This window comes from Niallia endozanthoxylica (genome assembly GCF_008710145.1).
Classification (GTDB): domain Bacteria; phylum Bacillota; class Bacilli; order Bacillales; family Cytobacillaceae; genus Bacillus_BD; species Bacillus_BD endozanthoxylica.
On the sequence record NZ_VYKL01000015.1, the window covers coordinates 149182 to 174844 of the forward strand.

Annotated in this window: 21 protein-coding genes; 5 read left to right on the top strand and 16 right to left on the bottom strand. The window is 36.7% G+C overall.

Annotation, left to right across the window (positions count from 1 at the left end; translation table 11 throughout):
* Positions 1 to 39 precede the first annotated feature (39 nt).
* Positions 40 to 1272 (bottom strand): NO-inducible flavohemoprotein, encoded by a 1233-nt coding sequence (hmpA, locus tag F4V44_RS07830; protein ID WP_150439443.1) that lies wholly within the window; start codon positions 1270 to 1272, stop codon positions 40 to 42.
* 172 nt (positions 1273 to 1444) lie between these two features.
* Between hmpA and F4V44_RS07835 the strand changes: the two genes are divergently transcribed.
* Positions 1445 to 1879 carry an Rrf2 family transcriptional regulator gene (locus F4V44_RS07835; protein ID WP_150439444.1) on the top strand — a complete coding sequence of 145 codons (435 nt, stop codon included), beginning with the start codon at positions 1445 to 1447 and terminating at the stop codon, positions 1877 to 1879.
* A 51-nt stretch (positions 1880 to 1930) separates the two neighbouring features.
* Here the strand turns inward: F4V44_RS07835 and F4V44_RS07840 are convergent, their stop codons facing one another.
* On the bottom strand, positions 1931 to 2776 hold the full coding sequence (locus F4V44_RS07840; protein ID WP_150439445.1) for a 2OG-Fe(II) oxygenase: 846 nt from the start codon (positions 2774 to 2776) through the stop codon (positions 1931 to 1933).
* Positions 2777 to 3051: 275 nt separating this feature from the next.
* Here F4V44_RS07840 and F4V44_RS07845 point away from each other — a divergent pair, with 275 nt between their 5' ends.
* From F4V44_RS07845 to F4V44_RS07855, 3 genes are all read left to right on the top strand, one after another.
* Positions 3052 to 3456, top strand: a complete 405-nt coding sequence (locus tag F4V44_RS07845; RefSeq protein WP_150439446.1) for an anti-sigma regulatory factor — start codon at positions 3052 to 3054, stop codon at positions 3454 to 3456.
* Positions 3453 to 5324, top strand: a complete 1872-nt coding sequence (locus F4V44_RS07850; RefSeq protein ID WP_150439447.1) for an ATP-binding protein — start codon at positions 3453 to 3455, stop codon at positions 5322 to 5324. Before F4V44_RS07845 ends, F4V44_RS07850 begins: the two co-directional genes overlap by 4 nt.
* 149 nt (positions 5325 to 5473) lie before the next feature.
* A complete protein-coding gene (locus F4V44_RS07855) occupies positions 5474 to 6325 on the top strand; it encodes an STAS domain-containing protein (protein WP_150439448.1) in 852 nt (283 codons plus the stop codon).
* Positions 6326 to 6396: 71 nt separating this feature from the next.
* Here F4V44_RS07855 and spoVK read toward each other — a convergent pair whose 3' ends face one another.
* The 3 genes from spoVK to miaA form a co-directional block, all read right to left on the bottom strand.
* Positions 6397 to 7344: a stage V sporulation protein K gene (gene spoVK / locus F4V44_RS07860; protein ID WP_150439449.1), complete on the bottom strand. Its 948-nt coding sequence runs from the start codon at positions 7342 to 7344 to the stop codon at positions 6397 to 6399.
* Positions 7345 to 7613: 269 nt separating this feature from the next.
* A complete protein-coding gene (gene hfq / locus F4V44_RS07865) occupies positions 7614 to 7853 on the bottom strand; it encodes an RNA chaperone Hfq (protein WP_150439450.1) in 240 nt (79 codons plus the stop codon).
* A 31-nt stretch (positions 7854 to 7884) separates the two neighbouring features.
* Entirely contained in the window at positions 7885 to 8847 is a 963-nt protein-coding gene (miaA, locus tag F4V44_RS07870; protein ID WP_150439451.1) for a tRNA (adenosine(37)-N6)-dimethylallyltransferase MiaA, read from the bottom strand.
* A 318-nt stretch (positions 8848 to 9165) separates the two neighbouring features.
* On the opposite strand from miaA, the gene mreBH reads away from it, so the two are divergent.
* On the top strand, positions 9166 to 10173 hold the full coding sequence (gene mreBH / locus F4V44_RS07875) for a rod-share determining protein MreBH (RefSeq protein WP_150439452.1): 1008 nt from the start codon (positions 9166 to 9168) through the stop codon (positions 10171 to 10173).
* 74 nt (positions 10174 to 10247) lie between these two features.
* On the opposite strand, the gene mutL is transcribed toward mreBH, so the two are convergent.
* The 11 genes from mutL to recA form a co-directional block, all read right to left on the bottom strand.
* Complete coding sequence (mutL, locus tag F4V44_RS07880; RefSeq protein ID WP_150439453.1) at positions 10248 to 12227, bottom strand: DNA mismatch repair endonuclease MutL; 1980 nt, start codon at positions 12225 to 12227, stop codon at positions 10248 to 10250.
* A 15-nt stretch (positions 12228 to 12242) separates the two neighbouring features.
* A complete protein-coding gene (gene mutS / locus F4V44_RS07885; protein ID WP_191090626.1) occupies positions 12243 to 14924 on the bottom strand; it encodes a DNA mismatch repair protein MutS in 2682 nt (893 codons plus the stop codon).
* Positions 14925 to 15081: 157 nt separating this feature from the next.
* Positions 15082 to 15624, bottom strand: a complete 543-nt coding sequence (locus F4V44_RS07890; protein WP_150440092.1) for an outer spore coat protein CotE — start codon at positions 15622 to 15624, stop codon at positions 15082 to 15084.
* A gap of 256 nt (positions 15625 to 15880) precedes the next feature.
* Positions 15881 to 16309: a RicAFT regulatory complex protein RicA family protein gene (locus F4V44_RS07895; protein WP_150440093.1), complete on the bottom strand. Its 429-nt coding sequence runs from the start codon at positions 16307 to 16309 to the stop codon at positions 15881 to 15883.
* Positions 16310 to 16333: 24 nt separating this feature from the next.
* Entirely contained in the window at positions 16334 to 17854 is a 1521-nt protein-coding gene (gene miaB, locus F4V44_RS07900; RefSeq protein WP_150439455.1) for a tRNA (N6-isopentenyl adenosine(37)-C2)-methylthiotransferase MiaB, read from the bottom strand.
* Between the two features lie 216 nt (positions 17855 to 18070).
* Positions 18071 to 18937 carry a 2-oxoacid:ferredoxin oxidoreductase subunit beta gene (locus F4V44_RS07905; protein ID WP_150439456.1) on the bottom strand — a complete coding sequence of 289 codons (867 nt, stop codon included), beginning with the start codon at positions 18935 to 18937 and terminating at the stop codon, positions 18071 to 18073.
* Complete coding sequence (locus tag F4V44_RS07910; protein WP_150439457.1) at positions 18924 to 20687, bottom strand: 2-oxoacid:acceptor oxidoreductase subunit alpha; 1764 nt, start codon at positions 20685 to 20687, stop codon at positions 18924 to 18926. Before F4V44_RS07910 ends, F4V44_RS07905 begins: the two co-directional genes overlap by 14 nt.
* 484 nt (positions 20688 to 21171) lie before the next feature.
* The gene (spoVS, locus tag F4V44_RS07915) at positions 21172 to 21432 is read right to left on the bottom strand and encodes a stage V sporulation protein SpoVS (RefSeq protein ID WP_071395267.1); all 261 of its coding nucleotides are present in this window, start codon (positions 21430 to 21432) and stop codon (positions 21172 to 21174) included.
* Positions 21433 to 21712: 280 nt separating this feature from the next.
* Positions 21713 to 22510 carry a TIGR00282 family metallophosphoesterase gene (locus tag F4V44_RS07920; RefSeq protein ID WP_150439458.1) on the bottom strand — a complete coding sequence of 266 codons (798 nt, stop codon included), beginning with the start codon at positions 22508 to 22510 and terminating at the stop codon, positions 21713 to 21715.
* An 83-nt stretch (positions 22511 to 22593) separates the two neighbouring features.
* Entirely contained in the window at positions 22594 to 24156 is a 1563-nt protein-coding gene (rny, locus tag F4V44_RS07925; protein WP_150440094.1) for a ribonuclease Y, read from the bottom strand.
* 258 nt (positions 24157 to 24414) lie between these two features.
* Positions 24415 to 25464, bottom strand: a complete 1050-nt coding sequence (gene recA / locus F4V44_RS07930) for a recombinase RecA (RefSeq protein ID WP_150439459.1) — start codon at positions 25462 to 25464, stop codon at positions 24415 to 24417.
* Positions 25465 to 25663: the final 199 nt, after the last annotated feature.

The window sequence follows — 25663 nt, forward strand, 5'->3', positions numbered from 1 at the left end:
GAAAAGAGCCCTCACTGATACCAGCGAGAGCTCCTTTCATTATACAGTTACAGACGCTTCTTCTAAAGTTCCGGCAGGACCAAAGAACTCAAAATGAATGTTTTCTTCAGGTACTCCCCAATCCTTCAAGGTACGATACATAATTTTCATAAATGGAACGGGCCCGCAGAAATAAAAGTCTGCTTGATTCGTTGGCAAAATAGATTTCAACCAGTCTAAATCAATAAATCCTTGTTTATCGAAATTCTCTGCAGCAAGGTCTTGTTCTGTTGGGTCAGAATAAGCAACAAAGCTTGCTGCATTTTCATGCTCACTTACTACTTTTGCTACTTCATCTTTTAATGCATGAACTTGACTATTCAATGCACCATGAATAAATGTTACTTTTCGTTCAGGCTGCTCTTTAACAATTGTTTTTAACATGCTTACCATTGGTGTAAGACCGACACCACCGCTAATCAATACTGCCGGAGTTTCCTTTGCTTCGAGAACAAATTCACCTGCTGGTGCGCTGACCTGGATGATATCTCCTTCTTGAACTGATTTATGCAGATAATTAGATACTACGCCATCAGGTGTTTCTCCCAAACCTTGTTCCCTTTTTACACTGATTCGGTAATAATCCATACCAGGTGCATCTGATAAACTATAGTGTCTAAGACTTGTATATTTTTCTCCTTCAGGTAGTACTTTTACTGTAATATACTGACCTGCTTTATATGAGGCAATTGTCTTACCATCTTCAGGCTTCAAATAGAATGAAGTAATAACATCGCTTTCTTTAACCTTTTTATCTACAATGAAATTTCTAAATCCTTCCCATCCTCCTGGTTGTTCTTTAGCTTCTTTATACATTTGGGCTTCAATACCAATAAATGCATCTGCAATCACTCCATAAGCTTCAGCCCATGCATGAATGATTTCATCTGTAGCTGCATCACCTAATACGTCCTTAATTGCCCCTAATAAGTTTTCTCCTACTATTGGATAATGCTCTGGTTTGATTTCAAGTGCTCTATGTTTCATCCCAATTTGTTTTACAACCGGAATAATTGCCCCTAAATTATCGATGTTTGCAGCAGCCGCATATACTGCATTTGCTAATGCTGTTTGCTGACGTCCTTGTTTTTGATTTGCGTGATTAAAAATATTTAACAGTTCAGGGTTGTTTGTAAACATTCTTTCATAAAATCGTGTCGTAATATCCTTACCATATTTTTCAAGTACTGGAACAGTGCTTTTTACAATTTCAATTGTTTTTTGACTTAACATAATTCCATCCACCCTTTAAAGATATATTTAATTTACATCTTTAATAATATAGCAACACTGGAAATAAAGATATATTTAAGATGCATCTTTCAAAAAGTTGTCACAATTACATTTATTTGGCTTTAATGCTATAATGAAAGGAACTCAAATCATCATAAGAGGAGTTACTAAGATGAGGTTAACGAATTATACAGACTATTCGCTACGTGTATTAATTTATTTAGCATTAAAAAAAGATTTTGAACTTTGTACAATTAAAGAGATTGCCGATACCTATCAAATTTCTAAAAATCATCTAATGAAAATCATTCACGAGCTTGGAAAACTCGGATATATAGATACGATTCGCGGCCGCCACGGTGGCATTCGATTGGCCAAAAAGCCAGAGGAGATAAATATAGGAGAAGTTGTGTCAAAGACAGAAGAAGACTTTCATATTGTTGATTGCTTTAATAAAGAAAACCATTATTGTGTTATTACATCCGCCTGTAAATTAAAACATATCCTCGCTGAGGCACTGCTGGCATTTGTCAATGTTTTAAAGGAATATACATTAGAAGATTTAATCGAAAACAAAGGTGACTTATATCAATTACTAGAATCTTAAATGATAAAACCACTAGTCTTTTGGTTGACTAATGGTTTTTTTGTTCATTCATTATTCATAGATTTTTCTTTGCCGTATCCATTTAGTCGCTACCCATTTTTCACCAGTTAGAACAGGAGTACTGCTATGCGATGATAAGCGATCTGTCTGCCCCTTACTGTTTCCATAATGAAAGTAAATGGCCGAGCCTTTTTTAGGGGATACCGATAGACCTAGTTTAGGAAAAAGGGTCTCTCCTCCTGCTTCGACATCATTTAAATACATTAACAATGTGGCAATCCGCTGCCCTCCTTTAGAAGAAGCAACCTTACTTTGAGGGAAAAAGTCATAGTGTGTTTTATATTCTTCACCTCTGTTATAATGGAGAACTTGAAGACATTCTCCATGATCAATTGGATAGTCTATCAGCTCAGCAATTCTTTTCTCAATCCTAGAAATCATCTTATTTTCTAAAACCATAAACTCAGTCCCCTCACTTGTACGTCCAGGGACAGTTTTTTTCTTCCCTGTTGCTGCATCAATAACTTGTGAACGTTGTAAACGATTTTTTGAAAGAGCGATTAACTCATCACATTCCTGCGCGCTCAATAGATTGTCTAAACATAAAATGAAAGGTTTTTCCATTCTCATGGTTACTTTTATAGGATTGTGATTACTCGTATAAATAAGTTTCCCTTTCTGTGCAATTGGAGGTAGTTCATACGTGTAGGGGGATTGATTATTAATTGTTTGCACCGGTTGATTTTGAATGATACGAAAAATGGTTGTATAAGAATATCTTGCATCAAAACCTTTCTTTATCATCGCATCGACAATTAATTCGGGAGCTGCACCGCTGTTTAATGTTTTTTCAATCCATTCCTTTAATTCGTTTGAGATGCGGCTTATTTTTTCCACATAAATCTTCCCCTTTGAATACTAGATAACTTTCTATATTAATAGAATAAATGATTTATCTGAAAACCCTTTCAAAGTTGATTATATATCATCAACTTATTATAAAACACTTCCATTCATAAGAAAAATGAGGATATTCATTTTTTCTATTTATTAAAAGAATTTCCCTCATATATAATAAAAAAATATCATGTTTTTTAAAAAATATGTTAAAATATTTCTAATATATTTACACTTTACAATTAAGGAGAACCTTAAGGAGGATATTGGAAAACTTGTACAGAATTGTAATTGAACGCGAAGATGATGTGTACATGGCTAGTACAATAGGGAAAAGAGTTTCTGAGGAATATGGTTTGACCAAAAGCCAGCAAACCAAATTAGTCGTATCCATTATGGAACTAACTAGAAATATTGTCTTTTATGCAGGCAAAGGAGAGCTTTTCATCAAACCAATCCCCTCCTATGGAATTGAAATCATTGCTAGTGATCAGGGTCCCGGCATCCCGAATCTTGATCAAGTTTTAAATAATTCAGTCCCTTCCAAAACCGGTTTAGGATTGGGATTATCAGGAGTGACACGTCTCATGGATGAATTTGAAATCACAAGTACTATTCATCAGGGCACAAAAGTTAGGGCCGTCAAATGGTTTAACGAAAGGAAGGCTAAGTATAAATGATTAAATCACCCATGACTAATGATTTATTATATGGTTTGATTGAACTTAGCCCTGAAGGTACAATTCAACGGGCTAACAATGAAGCTAAAAAACTATTATTATCTGATGAAAATAATTCAAACTATCTTTTTCACCGGATAAAAAATACTGAAGTTAAGACAAAACTGCATGAATGCTTTATGGGGAAAGCAAATGAGTTTATTGTTACGATTGATTCGCAGCCATACTTTTTTCTATTTCATCGTTCTTATAAGGATGACTTATTAAATTGTATACACATTTACCTATTCAATGTTCAAAACTTGCAAAATTCTTACGACCATAATAACTGGAATAATCATTTGCTTTCTTCTGTTGGAGAAATGGCAGCCGGCATCGCCCATGAGGTTCGTAATCCCTTGACAGCAGTAAAAGGGTTTCTGCAATTAATGGATCAAACCTATAAGGAAGAATATTCTCAAATAGCCCAGAGCGAACTAGAGAGGGCCATTCATATTCTAAATGATTTAATGAGTGTTTCAAAACCAGAATTTATTCAAGAAAAGCAGACGAATTTCAATGTCCTTTCTGAAATTGAATCGATTCTGCTTTTATTTCAGAACCAGCTTTATTCCATCAATGTAATTAAGCATTTTGAAAATGAAAGCGCCATAATTGTCGGCAGGAAAGATCAAATTAAAAAAGCATTGTTTAATATTATAAAAAATGCCATTGAGGCAATGCCCAAGGGTGGAACCTTGGTAATAGATCAAACGGATGATGCACAAAATGTAAAAATTACGATTTCTGATTCAGGTATCGGTATTCCAAAAGATAAACTAAGGTTACTCGGGACACCTTTCTTTACTTTGAAACAAGATGGAAAAGGCATGGGGTTAGCACAAGTTTTTAATGCAATCCAAACCAATAACGGCAAAATAAGTGTTACGAGCGAGGAAGGTCACGGTACCTCGTTTATTCTTACATTCCCCAAAACAATTAAGCATGCCGAAACATTTATAGGAGGTCAATCAATGCTTACTACAATAGATTCTAGATTCGAATTAGCAAAGTTTTTAAATGAAAATGTCACTTTTTACTCAAAGCAATGGATTCAGTACCTTCAAGAAAATAAAAGCTATATCGCATCATTATTACAGGAAAATGGCGATTTAGATTACTACGGCGAATTTGGTAATCCATTTATTCGATTGCTTGCTGAGAATATGACAGAGATGAAAACCGAAGAAATTATGGATCATGCTAAAATGAGAGGTGTTAAAAGCGCTAAAACAGATTTCCCAATCCATTTAGCATGGGAACTTTTCCAATCAAGCCGGGGGATCATTTGGAGTGCAATTAAAACATTTTATATAGAATCTGGAATTAATCTTGAAACAGAAGAGTTTTTTATATTAGAACGTCATGTAAACGATGTTGTCGATTTATACATTGATTCTTATACTGCTTACTATGTCAATTATAAAGAAGAATTATTAAAAAGCCATCGTGAGACAGTCGATGAATTGTCTGTTCCAATCATTCCAATCACTGAAAAGGTTTGTATACTTCCGATTGTCGGGAATGTAGATACTTACCGCGCTAAGAAAATTAGGGAAAGAACTCTTGTCCGTGTTAATGAACTGAAGGCACATCAACTAATTATTGATATTTCAGGTGTACCTTATGTAGATACTGCCGTTGTGAACCATTTATTTAAAATTGTAAAAGGTATTAAATTGTTAGGCTGCTCTACGATATTAACAGGTATTAGTCCCGAAATTGCAGATACAATGATTGAACTTGGCATTGAAATTGATAATGAAGTGAAAACAAAGTCAGACTTACAGCAGGCTTTGCAGGACATCCACTTATTTCCAGGAAAATAAAGAAACGATGCATTATGGCGGATTTGTTCCGAAGCAATTGATAGAATGCTGTTTTCATTTAAATATTTTTGAGTAATGACAAGCCCTCTTTCTAAAATTAATTATATTATGTAAAACAACATCCGATTCCGCGTTCAGGAGGATATTCTATGGAGCATGCCGTCAATCTAAAAATAGATTTAGGTAAATTTATCAATAGCAATCTATCTTTTTATACAAATGAATGGTTAAACTATATCGAGAATACAAAAGGATATCTTACCTCTTTATTAAAAGAAACAGGTAAATGGACAACTATAGTAAAAGAGGGTAATCCGCTATTAAAATGTGTTGCTAATTATATTTTAGACTCAAATTCAGACATAGTTATGACTGCAGCAAAAATAAGCGAGGAGCACGCAAAAATTGATTTCCCTATTCATTTAGCATGGGAACTTTTCCAATCAACACGAGGAATCATTTGGAATGCTGTGAAATCCTTTTATATTGAAACAGAAATCGATTTAGATATGAAGGATTGCTTTGACATGGAAAGATATATTAATGATATCATCGATCAGTTTGTTGAAGCTTATACCTCTAGTTATGTCAGTTATAAAGATAACTTGTTAAGAAGCCAGCGTGAAACAGTCGATGAATTATCCGTTCCCATTATTCCATTATCGGCAAAAGTATGTATTCTTCCGATTGTCGGAAATGTTGATACGTATCGAGCAAAAAAAATACGCGAACGTACATTATTACGGATTAGTGAATTAAAATCTCAAAAGTTGATTATCGATATTTCCGGTGTTCCATATGTAGACACTGCTGTCGTAAATCATTTATTTAAAATAGTTAAAGGTATCAAATTTTTAGGCTGCTCAACGATTATTGTGGGAATTGGCCCTGAAATTGCTGATACAATGATTGAACTCGGTATTGAAATTGATAAGGAAATTAAAACGAAAGCAACCTTGCAGCAGGCGCTTCAGGATATGCTATTTTTTCATAGAAACTAGATCTAGCCTTATTGTTAAAGAATAGAGAGTATCCCGCTATAGTAAGATACTCTCTTTTATATTTTATACTGTTACTCTTGTTCAAATACAAGATCATTACTTCGGATCGTCATTAATTCATGACGATCAAAATTATTTTGCATCAGCAATCTCATTGCCTGCGTGCGAATGGATTTTTCAAGTACATTTCGTATATAGCGGCCATTTGAGAAGCTGTTTGAATTTAATGAAGTTTTTATCCATAATAAGTGTTCACGAAGTTTTTTTTCTGCTTCATGACTTAAAGTATACTCTTTTTCTTTCAACATCAGCTCTGCAATTTCCATCAGCTGGTTGATATTGTAATCGGGAAAATCAATAACAAGAGGAAAGCGTGAATGCAACCCTGGATTAAGCGTGAGGAAATAATCCATTTCTCTGGAATATCCTGCTAATATTAGAATAAATTCATGTTGTTTGTCTTCCATATGTTTTACAAGTGTATCGATTGCTTCTTTACCGAAATCCTTTTCTCCTCCACGACCGAGTGAATACGCTTCATCAATAAATAAGATGCCCCCGAGTGCTTTTTTTATAAGGTCTCTTGTCTTTTGTGCTGTATGGCCAATGTATTCTCCAACTAAATCTGCCCGTTCAGCTTCAATTAAATGACCTTTTGAAAGCACCCCCATCTTTTGAAACAACTTTCCAATCAATCGTGCAACTGTTGTTTTTCCTGTTCCTGGATTCCCTTTAAACATCATATGAAGAGCCTGTTTACCAGCTTTTAATCCGTTCTCTTCTCTTTTTTTATTAATATAAATCCATGCATAAATTTCTTTAATCATCTTTTTCATTACTTCCATGCCCACTAATGTAGCAAGCTCTGCTTCAATCTCTTTTAAAGCAGTATGTTCCGGCGGAATCGATTTTGGAGCAACAGAAGCTGGGTTAATGTCTCCTAAAATAGGACTACGCTTCTGTGAATTTAAAACAATACTAATTTGTCCATTGTTTTTCATTCGCATCGGTTGATCCAAACTCTTCACCTCACATTCTATAAACAGTATACGCCCTGAATTTTATATATGTGACAAATGCCTATCGTTATATATAGAAGGCAACCCATTCCATTCGTCCCTTTTGGATTTGAAAGAAGGTCATAGTGCAGTTCCGAATAAAGGCACTTATTTTATTTGTATTCAATATGCAGCTCGTTCATGAACCAAATGAGTCGTTGCATAGGTGTATCCCCTTTGGGAAATTAAAAAACATTCACATCAGGAAAATGTGAATGTTTCACTTTTTATTATTTTGCTTGCGGTGTTTCTATATCAATATGTACATTTCTTTGCGGAGCAAAGGTTGATATCGCATGCTTATATACAAGCTGCTGCTTCCCTTCACATTCAAAAAGTACAGTAAAATTATCAAATCCTTTTATTTGACCTCTAATCTGAAATCCATTTAATAAAAATACCGTACAATTAATTCCATCTTTACGGAGTTGATTTAAGAATTGATCTTGAATATTTACTGATTGCTTCATGTATAAAGCTCCTCCTCTTTTGTCTCTACTATTATGTATTCGATTTAATTTTAAGCTTTCCTTCAATATACGAGAAAATTTCAGTTATTTTTTTTTCTAATTCCTGTCGCTCTGTGGCAGCTGTCATATCAAACCATTCTACATCCATTTTATTACGAAACCAAGTTAGCTGTCTTTTTGCATAGCGGCGAGAATTCTGCTTTAAGTTTACGACCGCTTCATCAAGGGATACTTTACCGTCCAAGTATTCATACAGCTCTTTATAGCCAATAGCTTGAATGGACTGGCAATTTCTTATTCCTTGTTGAAATAACTGTTTTACTTCATTTAACAACCCTTCTTGCATCATCATGTCTACTCGCCTATTGATTCTTTCATACAATTTTTCACGCTCCATAGTTAAACCAATAACAGCAGCATCATATAAGGGCTCTGGCGTTTGCGTTTCCTGCCATTCACTCATTGTTTTTCCTGTACAGTGATAAATTTCTAAAGCACGAATAATCCGGCGGACATTATTGGGATGAATTTTTTCAGCACTTTCAGGATCATATTTCATTAGCTGATCATGTAAAAAGAGGTTCCCTTTTTTTTCAGCTTGTTCCTCCAAACTATGGCGAAATTCATCATTACTAGGGGCTTCAGAAAACTGATAATCAAATAATACAGATTGAATATAGAGGCCGGTTCCGCCGACAATAATCGGAAGTTTACCTCTACTCGTGATTTCAGAGATTTTCTCCCTGACTAACTCTTGAAATTCAGCAGCTGAAAAGGATTCCGTTGGATGTTTTATATCAATTAAATAATGAGGAATTCCTTGCATTTCAGCCTGCTTAATTTTCGCTGTACCAATATCCATTTGTTTATAAATCTGCATGGAATCACCACTGATGATTTCCCCATTAAAAGCATGAGCCAGTTTAATACTGGTCGCTGTTTTCCCAACCGCAGTTGGTCCAATCAGACATAAGAGCTTACATTTCGCAGTCAATTTCTACACTACCTTTTACGTGAAAATACAGTATAACCGCACATTTTTGGCTACCTTCTATATCATACCATATTTAGTTAGTAAAGCAGCCAAACATCTATTCATTATGACCATTTTACTGAGAACTATTCAATTCCATTTCAAGGTTTACAGTTTCTTTTAATTAAACATGATTAAATGATAAATTTTACTCATGTAACAGACCCGTGATTGAAAGGTTACAACTCATTTAAAATTGTATAACATTTGCCTTCTCTCCCACTTTTCATGCTAATGTTAAAAAGTGAGCGAATTATTATTGGAATTGGGTGAATAGGAATGTTTTCAAATGCAGAAATAGGGATTGATTTAGGAACTGCCAATACACTTGTCTATAGTAAAAATAAAGGAATCGTAATTAACGAACCTAGCGTCGTAGCTATTGATACCGTAACAAAAAAAGTGATTGCAGTTGGAAACGAAGCAAAAGAAATGGTTGGAAAAACACCGGAAAACATTATCGTAATCCGCCCTTTGAAGGAAGGTGTCATCGCCGACTATGATACCACAACAGAAATGCTGCGTCACATTATTGCTAAAGCTTCTAAAGCACTCGGATTTTCTTTACGAAAACCTAATGTTGCTGTTTGTACTCCATCTGGCTCTACAAGTGTTGATCGTAGAGCGATTCAAGATGCTGTTCGTAATGCTGGAGCAAAAAAGGTATATATAATAGAAGAACCGGTAGCAGCAGCCATCGGAGCAGGCATGCCTATCGATGAACCAGTTGCCAATGTAGTCATTGACTTTGGCGGTGGCTCTACTGAGGTTGCTATCATTTCCTTTGGCGGTGTGGTTGCCTGTCATACTGTTAAAATTGGCGGCGACCACTTAGATGATGATATTATCCAATTTGTTAGAAAAAAATATAATGTTCTAATTGGAGAACGAACAGCAGAAAGAATTAAAATGGAAATCGGCTATGCCGTGGCTGAACATGAAGAATTAAAAATGGAAGTACGTGGTCGTGACCTTGTCAACGGCCTGCCTAAAACCATCACTTTATCCTCTTTTGAGATTCACAATGCCATAAAGGAAGCGTTATTACAAATTTTGGAAGCAGTTAGAGCAACATTAGAGGACAGCCCTGCAGAACTTAGCGGTGATATTGTTGACCGCGGTGTCATTCTGACCGGCGGCGGAGCACTGCTAAAAGGAATGGAAGAATGGCTTACAAATGTAATTGCTGTTCCAATTGCTCTAGCGGAAAATCCCCTTGAATGTGTCGCAACTGGAGCAGGTAAATCATTGCAATATTTAAATAAACTTCTTACTGTAGCAAATTAAAAATGTCCATTTATGGTGCCTGTGCACCATGAATGGACATTTTTTGATTAATGAATGTGGATGATTCATTACACCTACATCACCCGCTTGAACATTTTTTCAAGCTCGTAAACGGATGTATGAATGATAATCGGACGGCCATGCGGACAAGTAAACGGATCAGATGTTTGTCTAAGTTCATCTAATAATGCTTGAATTTCGTCATTCCGCAAATGGCGATTCGCTTTTATAGAACCCTTACAGCTCATCATAATGGCAGCTTCTTCGCGCAGCTTTTTGATATCCACTTTCTTCATTGAAAGTAGCTGCTCAATCATATCTTCGATGATTTCCTTTTCTTCCCCTTTTGGAAACCATTGCGGATGAGCTTTTACAATATAACTGTTATAACCAAATGGCTCAAGGAATACTCCAACCTTTTCAAGCTCAGATTTGTATTCTTCAATTTTTACAGCTTCGTCTGTTGAATATTCAACTGTGATGGGAACAAGAAGTTCCTGTAATTCAGAAGCCACCATTCCTACCTTTTCCTTAAAAAACTCATATTTAATACGCTCCTGAGCTGCATGCTGATCAATGATATACAGGCCGCGATCATTTTGAGCTAATATATATGTGCCATGCATTTGCCCTATTGGATAAAGCGGCGGTACTCTGCATGCATTTACCTCCTCAGACAGAACCACAGTATCATTACTAGTTAGTTCTGAAGCATCAGAAGAAGCATCAACCATCCGCTCTTCAGCATCGTTTAGCTCCTTATCCATTTCTAGATTATTCCCTACATGATTGCCTTCATGCGGAGAGAGCTGTTCTTGCCGACTTATACCATTTACATCATCAAGAAACTCCTCTCTTACAGAAAAAGTTTCTTCCGCTCTAGACTGTTGTTTGCCTGCATCTGTCAAAATAGGGTCATGCTTTACAGAAACCCTCTCTGAAACTGAAATCTCCGGTTCAGTTTCATCTCTGTTTATAAAAGTGGGAGCAGGTATATGATCAAGCTGCATGATGGTTTGTTCAGATTGCGTTTTCTTTTGTTTATTTGTTGTAAAACCAGCTGGAATAAGTTCCTTCGTTTTAAATGCTTCTTTAATACTATTGGTAATAAGCTCATTCAATTCTTGTTCTTTACTGATACGTACTTCGAGCTTAGATGGATGAACGTTCACATCAACAAGAATAGGATCCATCGTAATATTTAATAATACAATCGGAAACCTGCCAATTGGCAGCAAAGTATGATATCCTTCCTGAATCGCCCTTACAAGCGGATAATTTTTAATAAAACGGCCATTAATCATAGTCGAAATATAATTTCTTGATGCTCTTGTAATTTCAGGAAGTGCAATATAGCCATCAATAACAAAATCAAGCGACGTTACATGGAGTGGAATCATTTTTTTTGCTATATTCATTCCATAAATAGCTGCTAACACTTGTCTAACATCGCCATTTCCAGTTGTATGAAGAAGCTTTCGTTCATTGTGAATCAAGCGAATGGATACATCCGGATGGGCAAGAGCTAACCGGTTTGTTACATCTGTAATATTACCTAGCTCTGTATGGACTGTTTTCATATATTTTAAGCGCGCCGGGGTGTTATAAAATAAATCCGTTATCGTTAGGTCCGTCCCTTTTCGAGCAGCTGCCTTTTCAAGTGCGGTTACTTTTCCGCCTTCAAGGACAATTCGAGTCCCTTCATTGCCGGTTGAGGTAATTAGTTCTAATTTTGAAACAGAAGCAATACTTGGAAGTGCCTCGCCACGAAATCCCAAAGTACGAATGCGGAACAAGTCATGCTCATTTTTTATCTTACTTGTGGCATGACGTTTGAACGCCATGGGCACATCCTTTTCCTCGATGCCATCTCCATTGTCACTTATTCGAATTTTCGAAAGCCCTGCCTCTTCAATTTCAATATCAATGATAGAAGCACCAGCATCAATAGCATTCTCAACTAATTCCTTTACAACCGACGCAGGACGCTCAACCACTTCCCCAGCGGCAATTTTATTCGAAAGCGCGTCATCGAGTTGTATAATTTTCCCCAAGTTCATTTACCTCCGTTAGCTTTTTATCTTTTTATGAAGGTCATAGAGTATATTCATTGCTTGCATCGGAGTCATATCTAATATATCTAACTCTTTAATCTTTTCAAGGACACGTTTTTCTTTTACGTCTAGGTGGTTTTTCTTTAGCTGTACAGGTTCCTCAGCAAAGAAGGAAAGCTGTGTTTCTGCAATCTTTACCGATACTGGTAGTAAGTCATGTTCTTCAGCAGGATCATCATTTAATTTCGAAATCCCTTCATTCATTGACTCAACGGATTGTTTGCTATTAGCTGCCGGTTCTCTTAGGGTCAATTTTATATTTTGTTGCTCTAAAGAGATTAGTATTTCATTTGCCCTCTTAATCAACTCTTCAGGCAATTGTGCCAGTTGGGCAACATGTATACCATAACTTTTATCAGCCGGTCCATCTTTTATTTTATGAAGAAAAACCACTTTCTCATTTTGTTCAATTGCGCTGACATGAATATTCTGTAAATGTTCTAATTCCTCCTCGAGAACTGTTAACTCATGATAATGTGTTGAAAAAAGTGTTTTAGCCCCAATCTTATTATGAATATATTCAATAATTGCCTGTGCTAAGGCCATTCCATCATATGTTGAAGTTCCACGTCCTATTTCATCAAATAGAATAAGACTGTTTTTTGTTGCATGGGAAATGGCATTTTTTGCTTCAAGCATTTCAACCATAAAAGTACTTTGTCCGGAAATTAAGTCATCTGCTGCACCAATTCTTGTAAACACCTGGTCAAATATAGGCAGAATGGCTTCAGATGCAGGAACATAACAACCAATTTGTGCTAATATAGCCGTTAAAGCGATTTGCCGCATATACGTACTTTTTCCTGACATGTTCGGACCGGTTATAAGAAGTATCTCCCTTTCATTATGCATAATACAATCGTTAGGTACATATCGATCTGCGTTCATCACCTTTTCAACTACAGGATGGCGGCCTTCTTTAATCATGATACGGCGTTCCTCTGAAAAAACAGGTTTAACATAATGACGTTCTTCACTAATGGTGGCAAAACATTGGAGAACATCCAGTTCACTGATTGTTTTTGCTAGCGCTTGTAATCTTGGGATATATTCTTTCACATGCTCACGAATCTCAGAAAAAAGTTGATATTCCAAGTCCATACTTTTTTCTTCTGCCTGTAAAATTAATGCTTCTTTTTCTTTTAATTCCGGTGTAATATAACGTTCAGCATTTGTTAATGTCTGCTTTCGTTCGTATCTGCCTTCTTCAAGCAAATGTAAATTCGCTTTTGTTACTTCAATATAATAACCAAATACTCGGTTATAACCGACTTTTAATGATTTAATACCTGTTTTTTCCCGCTCTTCACGTTCAAGCTGAGCAATCCATGACTTTCCATTTCTTGTAGCATCACGATAACGGTCAAGCTCCTCGTTATAGCCATCTCGAATCATATTTCCCTCTTTTACGGACAATGGCGGATTTTCAACAATTGCTTTTTCAAGCAAATCGGTAATTTCTTCACAGGCATCCAGCCGGTCGGCTAGTTGCCTGCTTACTTCATTACCAAGCTGCTCAACAAGATTATGAATGATAGGAATTTGTTCAAGAGATCTCCTTAATTGGACAAGATCTCGAGCACTTACATTACCGAATGCCACTCTTCCAGCAAGACGTTCAAGATCATATACTTCTTTAAGTTTTTCTCTTAATTCCTGTCGTTCAAAATAAGCATTTATTAAGGTTTCAACCATAAAAAGACGTGTTTGAATAGACTCTTTATCAATCAATGGTCGATCCATCCACTGTTTTAATAACCGTCCACCCATGGCTGTTTTCGTTTCATCTAGGAGCCAAAGGAGGGATCCCTTTTTCCCTTTCGAGCGAATCGTTTCAGTGAGTTCAAGATTTCTTTTTGAAAAATAATCAATCTTCATATATTGATAGATTTGATAGCTTGAAACAGGCTGAAGATGGCCTAGACTTCTTTTCTGTGTTCTATGCAGATAATTTAAGAGTCTTGCTGTGGTAGTTTGAAGCTTTTCCTCAGTTACATCACGAAACAGAGACTGGTAATTATCCTTGATTTCCTCATCATCTTCAAATGATATGGTTACTTGTAATCGCTCACGAATTTTCCTCTGCCATTCCCCTTCGAAGCTTGAGTTTACAACTAGCTCTTTTGCTCCTAATATGGCTAGCTCATTAATTACTTCTTCGAAAGACGCGCTCAATATAGTAACCTTATTCTCTCCTGTCGATAAATCATTATAGGCAAACCCATACGTTCCATCAGAAAAATAACTGATGGTAGCAATATAGTTGTTATCCTTTTCCTGCAATCCTTTCCCTTCCATCATTGTACCCGGTGTAATCAGCTGTACAACCTCGCGCCGGACAACACCTTTTGCCTGTTTAGGATCTTCTGTTTGTTCACATATTGCCACTTTATATCCACGTTCAACAAGCTGCTCAACATAGGTAGAAGCTGAGTGATAGGGGACTCCGCACATGGGAATACGTTCTTCTCCCCCGCCCTCACGGCTAGTTAAAGTAATTTCTAATTCCTGCGATGCCTTAATGGCATCATCAAAGAACATTTCGTAAAAGTCTCCAAGTCGAAAAAATAAAAAGGCATCTTGATAGTCTGCCTTTACTTGTAAATATTGTTGTATCATCGGCGTATAAACGACCATCATTTCCTCCAATAACCAAAAATAATTTCTATTACTTAATTATAGCATACAAGATATCAATCTCGTATGGGAGGTTTTTCTAAAGAGTGGCTCCAATGATTCATATCTATGTTTGAGCAAAGAAAAAACTAGGAAGTAAAGTCTTCCTAGTTAACTGCTATTTATCTTTTTTTCCGTGTAAGAAGTCAGGATCCAAATCTTCAAAATCCTCATCCTCTACATCTAGGCACCAATCATCATCATTATCATATTTATCCGGATAAACAGCTACACATACTTTTGTTTCTCCAATTACTTCAACCATAAATTCTCTTTCAACATGGACAATGATTTTATCTCCTTTTGGCGAAATAACACATTCAACACAGTTTGGCTGCTGCACCACTCTAGCGATAACATCTTGATCATCCAGGCAATCAGGATCGCGGTATTTTAACTTGATGACATCACAATATTCGACACGTTCAGTTACTACTTCTGTTTTTGTATTTCTATTAAAAGAATACCAAACGTTAATATCATAATAGCCCTTTACTTCAACCGTTTTTCCTACCTTTTTCGCCTCGTACGTATGGTTTATAATCCAACAGCCAAGGATACTTGACGGCTGGTGTGACGGGCAGATCGTATGATTGGACTGAGTACATTTACGTCCTTTTGCAACGACTGCTTTTGTGATTATCTCTCTGTAATCTCCCATTGCGAGCGAAACCTCCTCATTCATTTTCAATTCATCCTATGCGTGTTATTAGGCTGGTGTGCGATTATTTTTTGATGAATATCATAAAAAATATAGGCATGGTGCATTGTATGCTTATGAAAAGAGAAGGTTCCAACTTGTTTATAAGCCTGGTATTTCTTTAGATTCCGCTAAAATATTGATTACAGAAAGGTCATCATTTGTCGAATTGCAAAGAAGCCCGGATAAATATCCGGACTTTTTAGTATAATAATTTTTAATGACGGGAACAGTTCTTATTTTGTATTTCTGCTCCGGTTTCTCCGCTTAGCAAATTACCACCCGTCGCCTTAATAACTTCATCTGTTACTGCGTTAGAAATGGTGGTAGCAACTAGCTGTAATAAATCATTTACATCAGCTTGTGATTGTTTAAATTCATAGACGATTGGAATTTCATCTAATTCCTGCTCCAGTGCAGCAATTTTTTCCTCGGTCTTTCTCAAGGCTTCAACTTTTCCATAATGTTGGAAATTGACTGCTTGTTTTTGTAAAGCCTTGATGGATGAAATACTATTACGCACTTTTTCATTTGCATGTATTTGCGCTTCAGCACGTTTAAAATAATCCACCTCATCTGTCTCAGCAATCATCTTAGCTAAATCCTTTGCTCTTGCAACGATTTCATCTTTTGTATATTTCCCCAACATTTTCACCTCGATTGGTTCTAATTATTCCACCATTTCTCCATTCAATGACCATGTTTTTGCATCTGTTATTTTAACCTTAACTATTTTTCCAATGGCTGTTTTTGGCGCTATAAAATTAACAAGCTTGTTTCTGCGTGTATAACCAGCCAATACGTCCGGATTATTCTTACTTTCTCCCTCAACAAGAACTTCCACGATTTTGCCCTCATATTTCTTCAATGCGGCGGCTGACATTTCATTTACAACAGCATTCAATCGCTGCAAACGTTCTTTTTTGACTTCCATTGGTACATTATCCTCCATCTTCGCTGCCGGTGTCCCTTCACGAGGAGAGTAAATAAACGTATATGCAGCTTCATATCCAACTTCACGATATAGTGATAATGTTTCCTCAAATTGTTCATCTGTTTCATTTGGATAGCCGACAATAATATCTGTTGTTAAAGCTACATCTGGAATAGCAGCTTTAATTTTTCCTACCAATTCTAAATACTGCTCTCTAGTATACTTACGGGCCATAATTTTTAGTACATCTGTTGAACCAGATTGGACAGGCAGATGAATATGCTCAACAAGATTTCCACCCTTCGCCAATACTTCAATAAGGTGATCATCAAAATCACGCGGATGACTTGTAGTAAAACGTATTCTAGGAATATCAATTTTTCTTATTTCATCCATTAAGTCGCCTAAACCATATTTGATATCAGTGAAGTCCTTGCCATATGCATTTACATTTTGACCTAGCAGCGTAATTTCCTGATACCCTTGTGCGGCAAGGTGACGTACTTCTTGAATAACATCCTCTGGGCGACGGCTTCTCTCTTTCCCTCTTGTAAATGGAACAATACAGTACGTACAGAATTTATCGCAGCCATACATAATATTAACCCATGCTTTAATATTACCTCGTCTTACCTTTGGAAGATTCTCAATGACGTCCCCTTCCTTAGACCAAACTTCAACAATCATTTCTTTTGACAAATAAGCCTCTTTTAAAATATTAGGCAAGCGGTGAATATTATGGGTTCCAAAAATCATATCGACATGATGATATGTTTTTAGAATTTTGTTTACAACTGATTCTTCCTGTGACATACACCCGCAAACACCAAGTAATAAGTCTGGTTTTTCCAATTTTAAGTGTTTCAGATGCCCAAGTTCTCCAAATACTTTGTTTTCAGCATTTTCGCGAATAGCACAAGTATTTAATAAAATGACATTTGCATCCTCAACTGTATCGGTAGGTTCATAACCAAGGGCAAGGAAAATACCAGACATAACTTCAGTATCATGCTCATTCATTTGACATCCGTATGTACGGATATAGAATTTCCGACCTTGACCCAGCCCTTTAAATTCTTCAGCAATTTCAAAATCCTTGTGGTATTGAACGTCCTCTTTTCCACGTTTTTTTGCATCTTTTAAGGATGGTGCCGTAATAACTGTTTCAAAGTATTTACTGTAATCCTTGGCGGATTTTTTGTCCGAAGGATTTACCGTAACTACTTGCTGACCTTCTAATCGTTGCTTTTCATTCATTTATTTTTTCTCCTTTCGCTATCATTACATAAATAGATAGAGTAATGCACATTATAATAGTATAATGCCTTAAATGAATGAACACAATAGACATACTGTTTTCCTGACTAGAAAATGCCGATAGATTATTACCTGTTTGACAAAATAATGTTTGTATTAACAAAATAAGCAAGTGATTTATTGATATAAATCACTTGCTCTTTTGTCTTTCATTAATTACTTAAATTCTGCTACTAGTTTATCAAAGTATCCACTCTCTAAATCTAAATTCATTTTTGTGAGCGGTTGTTCAGAATAACCATGTAATAGTTCTTGATATGACTTACGCTCTGTGTTTTGATAGATTAATCCAGTTACAAGACCGTTATGCTCCATCAATGTTTGCATTGCAGCTTCACGATTTGACGTATCATATCCTTCGATATCGCTTAATTTCGTTAAGTTCTCTTTAAACCAATCATATGTGTTAATCTTATTGTAAGTTACACATGGACTGAAGACATTAATTAATGAAAACCCTTTATGATTGATTCCTGCTTCGATTAGTGCAGTTAAATCCTTTAAATCAGTAGAGAAACTTTGTGCAACAAATGTTGCCCCTGCTGTTAAAGCCATTTCCATTGGTGCAATTGCTTGTTCAATTGAACCTTTTGGAGTTGATTTTGTTTTAAACCCTGTTTGCGAACGAGGGGAAGTTTGCCCTTTTGTTAAACCATAAATTTGGTTATCCATAACAATGTAAGTAATGTCAATATTTCTTCTGATTGCATGAATGGTATGACCCATACCAATTGCAAAACCGTCTCCATCACCGCCGGAAGCAATGACTGTTAAATCACGGTTTGCCATTTTAACACCTTGTGCGATTGGCAACGAACGACCATGAATGCCGTGTACACCATATGAGTTAATATATCCAGAAATACGTCCTGAACAGCCAATTCCGGAGATTACGGCTAAATTTTCCGGTTCTAAACCAACATTTGCTGCTGCTCTCTGAATGGCAGCCTGTACGGAAAAGTCTCCGCATCCAGGACACCAGTTTGGTTTCACATTATTTCTAAAATCCTTAAATGTTGCCATTTAGAACAACTCCTTGCTCTTCGTGAATATTTTTGCATTTCGTATAAACTTCATATGGTTTATATGGGTTTCCATCATATTTTAATACTTTTTTAATTTTGTCAGCGTATCCAACATTCATCTTAATAATATTTGCCAATTGACCTGTTGCATTATTCTCTATAACAGCTACTTTTTTAGCATTTTTTATTAATGGTAACAATTCGTCTGTTGGGAATGGATGAATTAAGCGAATATGAGCATGATTCGCTTTAATGCCCTCTTCTTCTAGACGTAATACTGCTTCTTCAATTGCTCCACGTGTTGAGTTAAAACCAATTAATAACAAATCAGCTTCATCATGCGGGCAATTTTTATATACAGGAGTATTAAATTTAATGTTTTCAACTTTTCTAAAGCGCTTATCCATTTGAAGATTACGGTTTAGTGCTGCTTCAGAAGGCTTACCTGTTTCATCGTGTTCTACACCAGTAACATGGTGAATTCCATTTTTCACTCCAGGAATTACACGTGGAGAAACTCCGTCCTCAGTTACTTCATAACGCTTGAAATAACCACCCTGATCTGGTAAATCCTCAGTAATCAATTTACCACGTCGAATTTCAATTTTATTAAAATCAAGAGGTTCAACCGTTTGTTTACCTAATGATAATTGCAAATCCGATAAGACAATTACAGGGCACTGATATTCTTCTGCTAAGTTGAAAGCTTCAGCTGTATCATAAAATGCTTCCTGAACAGTACTTGGAGCTAAAACGATTTTAGGAATCTCACCATGTGTTCCATAAATCATTGCCATTAAATCTGATTGCTCTTGTTTCGTTGGCATACCAGTTGATGGACCGCCACGTTGAGTATCAACGATTACAAGAGGTGTTTCTGTAATACCAGATAAACCAATTGCTTCCATTTTTAGTGACAACCCAGGACCGGAAGATGCTGTAAGGGTACGCACACCACCGTAGTTTCCACCGATTGCCATTGTAACAGCTGCAATCTCATCCTCTGTTTGAATAACTGCTCCGCCAAGAGGAGGTAATTCTTTAATTAAGTATTCCATTATTTCTGATGCTGGTGTAATTGGGTATGCAGCCATAAAGCGACAGCCGCCTGCAAGTGCACCTAATGCAATCGCATCATTTCCAATCATAAATAATCTATTTTGACCATCAGCTTCAGCTAATTCCATTATTTCAGATTCATCTGTTAATTGATTTTTCAAGTAATCATATCCAGCTTTAATTGCTTCCATATTTTTAGCAACAACCTGCTGACCCTTTTTACCAAAAATCTCTTGAACTACGTCTTCAAATACATTAATATTTAGATTTAGGACTGCACATGTTGCCCCTACAGCAACCATGTTCTTCATTAATGAAGTGCCCAAGTCAGTAGCAATATCTGTAAATGGAACCGCATACAATGATGCTTTTGTATCATCCGGTTTCTTTGGATTTATCTTAGAATCTGCAATCATGATACCTTTATCATGCAATTCCTTATAGTTTACATCAATTGTTTCCTGATCAAAAGCTACTAAAATATCAAGATCATCAGAAATAGTGCGAACTTCTGTCGTGCTTACTCGAATTTTGTTATTTGTATGACCACCTTTAATTCGCGATGAAAAGTGGCGATATCCATATAAATAATAACCTAATCGGTTTAATGCAATAGAGAAAATTTCTCCTGTACTTTCGATTCCTTCACCTTGCTGCCCGCCAACCTTCCATGAAAGCTGATTAACCATAATTCCACCCCTTTGGATACGTAAAAAATTATGTCACTATGTACATAATAGTATAGCACCAGTCGATTAAATTCTCTAAGAAAATGCCTGACTAAATTATTTTCTAGGAATTTTCATTATATTTGGAAAATCGAATAGTACTAAACGATTTCAATTCTAGACCTATAACATAAAAAAAGCAACCTTTTCCGACGAAATTTTGACGAAAATATGAATATTTTTTCAAAGATTAAAAAATATTATATTAAATTATCGAAACAAGGCATAATATCGCTGATTACGACAACTTATTTTATACATTGTAAAACGATTTCATACTTCTATTATATCAACCCCTATATTTACAGCATATATAAAATTAAGCAAATCAAATATTATATTTATATAACATTTGATTGTAACGATATTCGCGAATTTATAATATAAACTAAATTGAAAAACCTGTTTGCATCGCAAACAGGTTCTACTTAATATTCATGCTGCTTTATCTTGGTTCAATTATCAACTTGATCGCAGTTCTTTCTTCACCATCAATCAATATATCGGTGAAGGCTGGGATACAAATCAAATCAACCCCGCTAGGTGCGACAAATCCTCTTGCAATGGCTACAGCTTTAACCGCTTGATTCAATGCACCCGCACCTATTGCTTGAATTTCTGCTCCACCTCTTTCACGCAGAACCCCAGCAAGCGCACCAGCTACAGAATTAGGATTAGACTTTGCTGAAACTTTTAATATTTCCATTCCTAGCTCCTCCTTGTTTGGTCCCTCCCATATGTTCGTGAAACGAACAATTCAGGTTATATCATTCCAATGCTACTATATTCAGGAAACAAATCAGTTATTCCGGCTTGGTCGAAAAAAGCAGTGCAGGATTCAAGATAAAAAATAAAACATACCATTTCCGCCACGCTTTAAAAAAGGGGACGGTAAATTGTATGTTTCAAGTTTCAACTTTATGAATGGGCTATGTGAACAAATCATGTTGATGAGTCAAAAATCAACCATGTTAATGCACAAAGCTTTATGAATAAAACGGGTGATCCTCATTGATTAAAATACGTTCTATTTTTTTGGCGATGCCAGTTTTTTTATCAATTTCAATAGATACAGCACTTAGTTGTGTACGGCCTGTTTTTGGAACCTCAAAACGTGCCGGCATACTTGTTAAAAATCTTTTGATTACAACATCCCTATCCATTCCTAATATCCCGTCATATGGCCCAGTCATCCCCACATCTGACAAATAGGCAGTCCCTTTTGGGAGAATTCGATTATCGGCCGTTTGAACATGAGTGTGTGTCCCAATGACAGCTGAAACTCTGCCATCCAAATACCAGCCCATCGCTTGTTTTTCACTTGTAGCTTCTGCATGAAAATCAACAAAAATGATTGGTGTTCTCTGTTTTGCCTCTTTAATCAATTGATCTGCTTTTTGAAATGGGCAATCATTCGGAGGCAAAAAGGTTCTTCCCTGCAAGTTGATGACAGCTATCTCATCGGTATTCATTTTTACATAAGCAATCCCTTTGCCCGGATTATTTTCTGGAAAATTACCAGGTCTGACAAGATACTTCGCCTCGTCAATAAATTCAAAGACTTCACGATTATCCCATGTATGGTTCCCTAAGGTCACAACCTGGGCACCGGCTTCTAGAAAACCGCGATAAATCTTTTCTGTTATTCCCTTTCCTCCAGCCGCATTCTCACCGTTAATTATCGTTATATGGGGACGATATTTGTCTTTTAGTTTAGGTAAATATTCGTTTACCATATCACGTCCTAAAGAGCCTACAACATCTCCAATAAATAAAATATTCATATTAAAACCTTTCTTCTTTTAGTTTAATGTTCATAAAAAAATCGTTGTCTACATAAAATAAAAGCGGTGTAAAAACACCGCTTTTATTTTGCATATTCAACCGCTCTTGTTTCGCGAATAACCGTGACTTTAATATGACCAGGATAATCAAGTTCATCCTCAATCTTTTTACGAATGTCACGGGCAAGACGATGTGCTTCTAAATCGTCAATTTGTTCTGGTTTTACTGAAATCCGCACTTCTCGGCCAGCTTGAATTGCAAAAGACTTTTCAACACCATCAAATGATTCAGAGATTTCTTCTAACTTCTCTAGACGGCGAATGTAGTTCTCAAGTGTCTCTCTTCTTGCTCCAGGCCGGGCTGCAGATAAGGCATCAGCAGCTGCAACGAGGACAGCAATAATCGAAGTTGGCTCTGTATCACCATGATGGGATGCAATACTGTTAATAACAACAGGGTGTTCTTTATATTTAGTTGCCAATTCAACCCCAATTTCAACATGACTGCCTTCCACCTCATGGTCAATTGCTTTACCGATATCATGGAGCAAACCTGAGCGACGTGCTAATGTTTCATCTTCACCAAGCTCTGCTGCAAGTATTCCAGTAAGCTGCGCAACTTCTATTGAATGCTTTAACACATTCTGGCCATAACTTGTTCGGAACTTCAAGCGGCCAAGAATTTTTATGAGGTCAGGATGCAGACCATGTACACCGACTTCAAATGTTGTTTGTTCTCCAATTTCACGAATATGTTCATCAACTTCTCGCCGCGCTTTATCAACCATTTCTTCAATACGCGCCGGATGAATTCTGCCATCCTGAACTAGCTTTTCAAGCGCTAAGCGAGCAGTCTCCCGTCGAATTGGATCAAACCCGGAAAGAATAACTGCTTCCGGTGTATCGTCAATAATAAGATCTATACCAGTCAAGGTTTCTAATGTCCGAATGTTACGTCCTTCCCTACCGATAATACGACCCTTCATCTCGTCATTTGGAAGATTTACAACTGATACAGTTGTTTCTGCAACATGATCAGCTGCGCATCGTTGGATAGCCAGTGACAAGACTTCTTTTGCCTTCTTGTCAGATTCCTCTTTTGCTCTTATCTCGCTTTCTTTTATCATTACAGCGACATCGTGTTTTAATTCATGTTCGACTCGCTCTAAAATGATGGCCCTTGCCTCTTCACGAGTTAAGCCCGAGATTCGTTCCAACTCTGATTGTTGTGTTTTTACGATCTCGTCCACTTTGCTTTCCATCTCTTCAATATGCTGTTGTCTTTTGTTAAGAGAATCATCTCTTTTCTCTAAAAGTGCTTCACGTTTTTCCAACGTTTCGTCTTTACGGTCAAGATTTTCCTCTTTTTGCAGTAAACGATTTTCTTGTTTTTGCAGTTCATTCCTTCGCTCACGAATCTCACGCTCCGCTTCATTACGAAGCTTATGAATTTCGTCCTTCGCTTCCAGCATGGCTTCTTTCTTTAAAGAATCCGCATCACGTTTCGCATCTTCTACTATTTGTTCTGCTGCATTTCGTGCTCCTGCAATCTTTGCTTCAGCAATGGATTTACGAACAAAATAGCCAACAACTACACCGACGATAAGGCCAAGCAAAATGGAGATGATTGCAGCTAATAGGTCCATCATTTCACCTCCTTCTGCTATGAACTTGTTTTGAGTTACGTTTCTAAAGTGTCGACTTGTACATTGTTCAGAATTCAATATACAGCTCAATGGCTTTTAATACTCATAGAAAAGTAAAATATACATATATAATTGTAAAGGTGAGTATTTTCAATGTCAAGTGATTGTCCTTACAGCTTTTGCTAATTTTACACATCGTACAATATAAAACACATTTAAAAAAAGCAAAGTCATTTCAGACTTTGCTTTTTTAAACAATTACTCAATAAAATCAAGTTCATCCTGCTCGGGTATTTCGGATTCTGGCATAACAACCGCATCACCATCAAGGCCGTAATGGTCCCGAATTTTCTGTTGGATTTCCAGCGCAAGAGCCGAATTTTCCTTGATAAACTGCTTTGCATTTTCCCTTCCCTGACCAAGACGCTCATCATTATAGGAATACCAGGACCCGCTCTTTTGAACGATATCCAAATCTGAACCGATATCGATGATTTCACCCTCTTTTGAAATCCCTTCACCATACATGATATCTACTTCAGCCGTACGGAATGGCGGAGCCACTTTATTTTTGACAATTTTAATTTTTGTTCTATTTCCAACAATATCATTTCCCTGTTTAATAGCCTCAGCACGACGAACCTCAATACGCACAGAAGAATAGAACTTTAATGCACGTCCGCCGGGAGTTGTCTCAGGGTTTCCAAACATAACACCAATTTTTTCTCGCACCTGGTTAATAAAAATAGCAATGGTCTTTGATTTATTAATAGCTCCAGAAAGCTTACGAAGAGCTTGAGACATCAAGCGCGCTTGAAGCCCCATGTGAGAGTCTCCCATTTCCCCTTCAATTTCTGCTTTTGGTACAAGAGCAGCAACTGAGTCAATAACAATAATATCAACAGCACCGCTTCTCACAAGCGCTTCAGCTATCTCTAATGCTTGTTCTCCTGTATCCGGCTGCGATAACAACAGCTCATCGATATTAACTCCTAATTTTTGTGCATAAATCGGATCAAGCGCGTGCTCTGCATCAATAAAAGCTGCCTGTCCGCCTTTCGCCTGTGCCTCTGCAATTGCATGCAGAGCAACTGTCGTTTTACCAGAACTTTCCGGACCATACACTTCAATAATCCGGCCTCGCGGATATCCTCCTACCCCAAGAGCTGCATCAAGAGCCAAAGAGCCGCTCGGACAAGTTGATATTTTTTTGTCTGTTTGTTCTCCCAGCTTCATAATGGAGCCTTTACCAAATTGTTTTTCTATTTGCTTTAACGCCTGTTCAAGGGCTGCTTGACGATCACTCACTATTATTTCCTCCTTTTAGTAAAAAACCTATCTAAAGCCAATTGCTATCGGCTGTCTCATCTCAAAATCTATCTTAACTATATCTTGTTTTTTCACTTTTGTCCATCAAAATATCGAACGTTTATTCGTTATTTTTCTAAGCTATAATTCTTAGAAAACACTTCAGTTTATGACTGATTTGTCCATTTTCAGCTATATT

Coding starts and splice junctions, on each gene's coding strand:
- F4V44_RS07905 (WP_150439456.1), bottom strand. CDS start 18,937: ATGGCAACATTTAAGGATTTTAGAAATAATGTGAAACCAAACTGGTGT.
- mutS (WP_191090626.1), bottom strand. CDS start 14,924: ATGGTCGTTTATACGCCGATGATACAACAATATTTACAAGTAAAGGCA.
- F4V44_RS07835 (WP_150439444.1), top strand. CDS start 1,445: ATGAGGTTAACGAATTATACAGACTATTCGCTACGTGTATTAATTTAT.
- spoVS (WP_071395267.1), bottom strand. CDS start 21,432: ATGGAAATATTAAAAGTTTCAGCAAAGTCTAATCCTAATTCTGTAGCT.
- F4V44_RS07910 (WP_150439457.1), bottom strand. CDS start 20,687: ATGGTTAATCAGCTTTCATGGAAGGTTGGCGGGCAGCAAGGTGAAGGA.
- F4V44_RS07890 (WP_150440092.1), bottom strand. CDS start 15,624: ATGGGAGATTACAGAGAGATAATCACAAAAGCAGTCGTTGCAAAAGGA.
- miaB (WP_150439455.1), bottom strand. CDS start 17,854: ATGAATGAAAAGCAACGATTAGAAGGTCAGCAAGTAGTTACGGTAAAT.
- hfq (WP_150439450.1), bottom strand. CDS start 7,853: ATGAAGCAATCAGTAAATATTCAAGATCAATTCTTAAATCAACTCCGT.
- F4V44_RS07850 (WP_150439447.1), top strand. CDS start 3,453: ATGATTAAATCACCCATGACTAATGATTTATTATATGGTTTGATTGAA.
- rny (WP_150440094.1), bottom strand. CDS start 24,156: ATGGACCTATTAGCTGCAATCATCTCCATTTTGCTTGGCCTTATCGTC.
- F4V44_RS07920 (WP_150439458.1), bottom strand. CDS start 22,510: ATGAATATTTTATTTATTGGAGATGTTGTAGGCTCTTTAGGACGTGAT.
- hmpA (WP_150439443.1), bottom strand. CDS start 1,272: ATGTTAAGTCAAAAAACAATTGAAATTGTAAAAAGCACTGTTCCAGTA.
- F4V44_RS07855 (WP_150439448.1), top strand. CDS start 5,474: ATGGAGCATGCCGTCAATCTAAAAATAGATTTAGGTAAATTTATCAAT.
- mreBH (WP_150439452.1), top strand. CDS start 9,166: ATGTTTTCAAATGCAGAAATAGGGATTGATTTAGGAACTGCCAATACA.